Origin of the sequence: Streptomyces sp. SID1328, assembly GCF_009865595.1 — a bacterium.
Lineage (GTDB): Bacteria > Actinomycetota > Actinomycetes > Streptomycetales > Streptomycetaceae > Streptomyces > Streptomyces griseoluteus.
In genome coordinates this window covers 1-5,478 of the sequence record NZ_WWKH01000990.1, presented here as the reverse complement: position 1 = coordinate 5,478, position 5,478 = coordinate 1, and the positions used below count along the sequence as shown (strand labels likewise).

General features: G+C 74.4%; 5 protein-coding genes and 1 pseudogene. 2 read left to right on the top strand and 4 right to left on the bottom strand.

All coding sequences use genetic code 11. The features are described 5' to 3' along the window. Positions 1-328 (top strand): annotated as a pseudogene (locus GT030_RS31905) (hypothetical protein); the annotation flags it as partial. A 79-nt stretch (positions 329-407) separates the two neighbouring features. On the opposite strand, the gene GT030_RS31900 reads toward GT030_RS31905, so the two are convergent. Then, positions 408-812, bottom strand: coding sequence for a globin (locus GT030_RS31900; RefSeq protein ID WP_161204062.1), 405 nt, complete (start codon positions 810-812; stop codon positions 408-410). Between the two features lie 95 nt (positions 813-907). Between GT030_RS31900 and GT030_RS31895 the strand changes: the two genes are divergently transcribed. Further along, positions 908-1,882 carry a methyltransferase domain-containing protein gene (locus tag GT030_RS31895; protein ID WP_161204061.1) on the top strand — a complete coding sequence of 325 codons (975 nt, stop codon included), beginning with the start codon at positions 908-910 and terminating at the stop codon, positions 1,880-1,882. A 10-nt stretch (positions 1,883-1,892) separates the two neighbouring features. Here GT030_RS31895 and GT030_RS31890 read toward each other — a convergent pair whose 3' ends face one another. The 3 genes from GT030_RS31890 to GT030_RS31880 form a co-directional block, all read right to left on the bottom strand. Continuing rightward, positions 1,893-3,326 carry an FHA domain-containing protein gene (locus tag GT030_RS31890; RefSeq protein WP_161204060.1) on the bottom strand — a complete coding sequence of 478 codons (1,434 nt, stop codon included), beginning with the start codon at positions 3,324-3,326 and terminating at the stop codon, positions 1,893-1,895. A gap of 57 nt (positions 3,327-3,383) precedes the next feature. Further along, entirely contained in the window at positions 3,384-4,697 is a 1,314-nt protein-coding gene (locus tag GT030_RS31885) for a VWA domain-containing protein (protein ID WP_161204059.1), read from the bottom strand. A 170-nt stretch (positions 4,698-4,867) separates the two neighbouring features. Continuing rightward, positions 4,868-5,478, bottom strand: a 611-nt coding sequence (locus tag GT030_RS31880; protein WP_161204058.1) for a PP2C family serine/threonine-protein phosphatase, incomplete at its 5' end; no start/stop codon positions are given.

The window sequence follows — 5,478 nt, the reverse complement described above, 5'->3', positions numbered from 1 at the left end:
CGGACCGGCCGTGCTGCATCGGACCGTGGCCCGGTCGGTGGCCGAATTCCGCTCCCGTACCGAGGAGTTGGCCCCGGAGCAGCGCACCCGCGCCGAGCTGGACCGCATCGGGCGGGAGATCTGGTCGCGCGAGGTCGGTGCCACCCGGCTCCCGGTGCGGGCCGTGCACGCCGCGCACTCGCTGGGCTTCCTGCGGCCCCCCGAGCCGGACAGCGCCGAGGAGACGGGCCTGTTCTCCTCCGGGGCGTGGCTCCGGCTGCGCACCCCCTACGGGTCGATCGCCGTACGGCGCGCGGGGCTGGGCGCGCTCGGCGTCACGGTGCGCTGAAAACCCCGCTCACAGGGCCTCGTTCCCAAGGCATCGTGCGCCACGACCCGCTCTCACGGTCCCGTTCGCGAAAACCGGCTCACTCCGTCGTGTTCACCATCGACGCCGCCGCGTACGTCAGGTAGTTCCACAGCGTCCGCTCGTGCTCCTCGGACAGCTCCAGTTCGTCCACCGCGTCCCGCATGTGCTTCAGCCAGGCGTCGTGCGCGGCCCGGTCCACGGCGAACGGGGCGTGCCGCATCCGCAGCCGGGGGTGGCCGCGCTCCTGGCTGTAGGTGGTGGGTCCGCCCCAGTACTGGATCAGGAACAGGGTGAGCCGCTCCTCGGCCGGGCCGAGGTCCTCCTCCGGGTACATGGGCTTCAGCAGCGGGTCCTCGGCGACGCCCTGGTAGAAACGGTGGACCAGCCGGCGGAAGGTCTCCTCCCCGCCGACCTGCTCGTAGAAGGTCTGCTCCTGAAGCGTGCCACGTCGGATCTCGTTCACCCGTCCATGGTCTCAGACCGCGAGGCCCAGGACTCAAGCCCTAGGACCGGCCACCGTCCGCCGCTCCCGCCCCGGATCGTGCCTACTGTGGACGTATGGGCGCCTACGATTCCGAGCTGACCCGGGTGGCCGCCGAGGCGCGGGCCGCGCTGATCCGGCAGATCGACCACGACGGCGCCTGGCGGGCGGACCCGGTGTGGCGGGAGACCTTCGCCGAGGTGCCCCGGCACCTGTTCGTGCCGTACTACTACGTCGGCGTCCTCGGCGGGTACGAGCGGTACGCGGCCGACGACCCCGATCCGGCCGGGCGGGAGCGCTGGGCGCGCGGCGCCTACGCGGACGCCCCGCTGGCCACCCGGCTGCACGGCGGCGAACTGATCTCCTCCAGCAGCCAGCCCTCGCTGATGGCGCGGATGCTGGTCGCGCTGGGTGTCCGGGACGGCGACCGGGTGCTGGAGGTCGGCACCGGCACCGGCTACAACGCCGCCCTGCTCGCCCACCGGCTCGGCGACGACTCCCTGGTCACCACGGTCGACATGGAACCGGAGATCACCGAGCCCGCCCGCCGGCACCTCGCCCGGGCCGGGTACGACCCGGTGGTGGTCACCGGCGACGGGGCGTACGGCGTGCCCGCGCGCGCTCCCTACGACCGGATCATCGCCACCTGCATGCTGCCCACGGTGCCGCGCGCCTGGATCGCCCAGTGCACGCCCGGCGCCCGGATCATCGCCCCGCTGAACAACGGGCTGCTCGCGCTGGACGTCGACGACTCCGGCCGCGCCGAGGGCCGCTTCCTGCGCACCGGTGCCTACTTCGTACCGCTGCGCGGGGACAGCCGCGCGCCCGCCGAGCCGATGCCCACCCACGGGCTGCCGGGGCGGGCGCGGGACCAGGAGTCGTTCCGCTTCCTGCTGGGCCTGGTCCGGGGCGCGCTGGAGCCCACACGGGCGTACGCGCTGTGGGAGAGGGCGGGCATGCCGGACCGCGAACGGTACGGCGTCACGGTCAGCGGCCGGCGCGCCTGGGCCTGGCTGGACGACCCGGAGGGCCACGCCTGGCCGCTGCCGTGAACACCCTGGGTCAGCCGCGGTGGACGGTGATCGTCGTCCAGGCGCCCACGTGCACCCGGTCGCCGTCCTGGAGCGGTACCGGCACGAACGGCTGGATCGGCTCGTCGGAGCCGTTGACCGTGGTGCCGTTCGTCGAGTTCTGGTCGACGACCGCCCAGCCGCCGTCCGGCTGCTGCACCAGAACCGCGTGCTGGTGCGAGACACCGGGGTCCTCCGGCGGCACCGACAGGTCGATGTCCGGGGTGTCGCCGGTGGAGTGCCGGCGGCGGCCGATGGTGACCTGGTTGCCGGTGAGCGTGCGCTGCTGCTCGGGCGAGTAGGCGGGCAGGTTTAGCCCCGCGGCCTCGGGGCCGGAGCGCTGCATCATCGCCATGAAGTACTCGCGGTCCGGGCCGATGGTCGCGGTCCAGGTCGCGGGTCCCTGCGGGGCCTGCGGGGCCTGGGGGTAGCCCTGCGACTGGCCGGGGCCGGACTGCTGCGGGTAGCCGTAGCCGCCACCGGGGCCGCCTGCGGGGCCGTTGTTCGAGGGCGGCGGGGGGATCACCCAGTCGTCGTCCGCGAAGGACGGGCCACCGGCCGGGGCACGGCCGGTCTCCTGCGGGAAACCGGACGGCGCGGACGGCGGGGGAGCCTGCCGGGAAGGAGCGGTGCCGAAGGCGGAGGGCTCACGCCCGAACGGCGGGGGACCGGAGGGGCCACCCTGGCCGGAAGGGCCGCCGGGACCACCGGGGCCGCCCTGCGTACCGGGGCCACCAGGACGGCCGGGACCCCCCGGACCGCCGTAACCCTGCCCGCCACCGGGGCCGCCGGGCCCGCCCGGACCCTGCTGACCGGGCCGGCCCTGCGGACCGGGCCCCTGCTGCCCGGGACCACCCTGCGGACCAGGACCACCCTGCCGGCCAGGGCCCTGCCCGGGCCCACCACCGAACCCCGGCGGAGGTCCCGGCCGGCGCTCCCCGAACGGGGACTGCCCGCCCGAGGTGGGCGGCGGGGACGCCGGGCGGCGCTCGTCGCCGAACGGCGTCGGCCCCGAGGGCTCGGAGTCGAACGGGGGTATCGGCTCGGCCGGCCGGTTCACCTGCGAGGGCCGGGAGCCCTGGTACTCGTACCCGTCACCGCCGCCGAAGGGCCGGCTCGGCGACTGGTAGCGGGGCTGCTGCTGCCGGGGCGGGGCCGCCGGGGTGTACGAGGTGGCGGTGTTGGTCAGGAAGTTCCACCGGCACTCCTCGCAGAAGGGCGCGCCGCCCTCGCGGGGCGTACGGCACTGCGGGCACAGCTCGGCCTGCGCGCCGGGGGAGGGGCGTCCCTCGCCCCGCGGCGGCGGGAACCCGTAGCCGCCGCCGGACGGGGGCGGGGGCGGAGGCACGGCACCGGCCATGCGGTGACCGCAGACCTCGCACCAGTCGTCGGAACCCGACTGGTGTCCGTTCGGGCAGGTCGGCATGTCGGTGGTACCCCTTCTGCTGAGGTATCGGTGTCTGCAGGGTCCCTGTCGCCAGGGTCACTTCTTGACGCGAACAGTCTTCGTGGACCGGGTCTCGAGGGTCATCTCGTCGGCCTCCGCGACCTTCGCCTTCAACCGCACAGTACCGGTCGGGGCGTCGACCACGTCCACCACCTTCGCAAGCAGTTTCGCAGTATCCGCGTTCCCCGACACCCCCGCCAGCTGAACGGCGCGTCCCAGTTTGGCCGTTGCTCCATCCATATCGCCCGCTTTGCGGAGGTCCAGCCCTTCCCTGATGACCTGCGCCAGTTCGGCCTGGCCGGTGTAGTGGGCGACTTGGGCGTTCAGCGAGGTCGAGGCCGCCATGTCGTCGGTCCACACGGCCCGTACGAGTCCCTGGGCGCCGAGGTTCTGTACCGATCCGTCCGGTTGGGCCACCACCAGCAGGACGCGGGCGGCGAGCATCTCCTGGCCCAGCCCGGCCGCCGGGACCTCCACGCAGAGGTGGTAGTCGCGGGACTCGTCGCCCCAGGAGCCGGTGGGGTAGTCCCCGGCGCGCGGGCCCGCCTCGGTGCGCCGGTCGGTCAACTCCTCGACGGCGGGCGCCACTTGCTTGACGAACTTGATGCGGGTGCCGACCGGCGTCCACACCCGCAGGGCGACGTCGGCGACCTCCTTGCCCATCGTCGACTCCATGATGCGGGTGAAGTCCTCGGTGAGCCGGGCCGGATCGGCGACGATGTCGGCGGTGCCGAGCAACGCCGAGGCGATGCCTGTGACTTCTTTCACTTCCCAGTCGGTGCCCACGCCCCGCGCGTCACAGGTGAACCGCCCGGCGCACGCGTCCAGGGTGTCCTTCAGCTCCGCCGCCGACTCGTGCTCGTTGCGGCCGTCGGTCAGCAGGATGCCGTGCCGGATCGACACGTCCGCCCCCGCCAGCAGCCGGTCGGCCAGCCGCAGCCAGGTGCCGATCGCGGTGCCGCCGCCCGCGCCGAGCCTGCGCAGCGCCTGCTTGGCCTGGGCGCGGGTGGTCGGGTCGGCCACCGCGAGCCGGCCGCCGCCCGGATAGACCTCGCGGGCCACGTGCGTACCGTCGACGATCCCGAAGTGCACCCCGTCGCGCAGGGTGTCGACGGCGGCGGCGGTGGCGTCGCGGGCGTTGCGCATCTTGGTGGGCGGGTAGTCCATCGAGCCCGAGCAGTCCACCATCAGCACCACGGCGGCCGAGGCGCCCGGCCCGGCGGGCGCGGTGCCGCCCTTGGCCGTCACGGTCACGATGGCGTTGACCTCGCGGCCGCCCTCCGGCAGATACTCGTTCTGGTAGACGTCCACCGAGAACTGCGGCCCGCCCGGCTTGGCGAATTTGGCCATGCTGGTTCACATCCCCCTCGGACACGCCCCACTCCCCGCGAGGCGGTGCGTTCGGGCGGACCGGTCCCCTCCGTGTCCGCCCGTCCTTCCCCGTGCCTGTCCGTGCTTGCCTGTGCTTCCCCGTACCCGAGGCCCCCGCACCACGCGCGGTCACCCGCGCGGCGACGGCCTCAGGCCGATCCTGCCCCCTGCGGCGGCGTGGGGAACGGCACGACGGCCACTGTTACGTTGTCGTGGCCCCCGGCGTCCAGCGCGTGCCCCACCAGCACCCGCGCCGCGTGCAGCGGGCGGGCGGCCGCGTCCGGGGGCAGCACCTCGGCCATCTCCTCGGGCGCCTCGGCGTAGTTCCACAGGCCGTCGGTGCAGACCAGCACCACACCGGACCGGTCGGGCTTGAACGACGCGGTGTGCGGCTCCAGTTCATAGGCGTCGGCGCCGAGCCAGCCGGTGATGGCGTGGGCCCGCTCGTCGGCGTACGCCTCCGCCTCGTTCATCAGGCCGGCCGCCACCATCTGGGCCGCCCAGGAGTCGTCCTCGGTCAGCCGGGCCGGGGGCGCGGAGCGGTCGTCCGGCACCCAGTAGGCGCGGCTGTCGCCGACCCAGCCGACCACCAGCAGGCCGGAGGCGACCACCGAGGCGACGATCGTGCAGGCCGGGGCGTTCTGGTGCGGGGCGTGCTCGCGGGCCCCGTCGGGCGCCTCGGCGAGCGCGTCCACGGCCTTCGCGGCGGCCACGATCGCCTCGTGCATCGCCGCCTGCGGATGCGTGCCGCGCGGCAGGG

What these genes read in the sequence shown, in the direction of transcription:
- GT030_RS31895 (WP_161204061.1), top strand. Translation starts at nt 908, where the DNA reads ATGGGCGCCTACGATTCCGAGCTGACCCGGGTGGCCGCCGAGGCGCGG.
- GT030_RS31890 (WP_161204060.1), bottom strand. Translation starts at nt 3,326, where the DNA reads ATGCCGACCTGCCCGAACGGACACCAGTCGGGTTCCGACGACTGGTGC.
- GT030_RS31885 (WP_161204059.1), bottom strand. Translation starts at nt 4,697, where the DNA reads ATGGCCAAATTCGCCAAGCCGGGCGGGCCGCAGTTCTCGGTGGACGTC.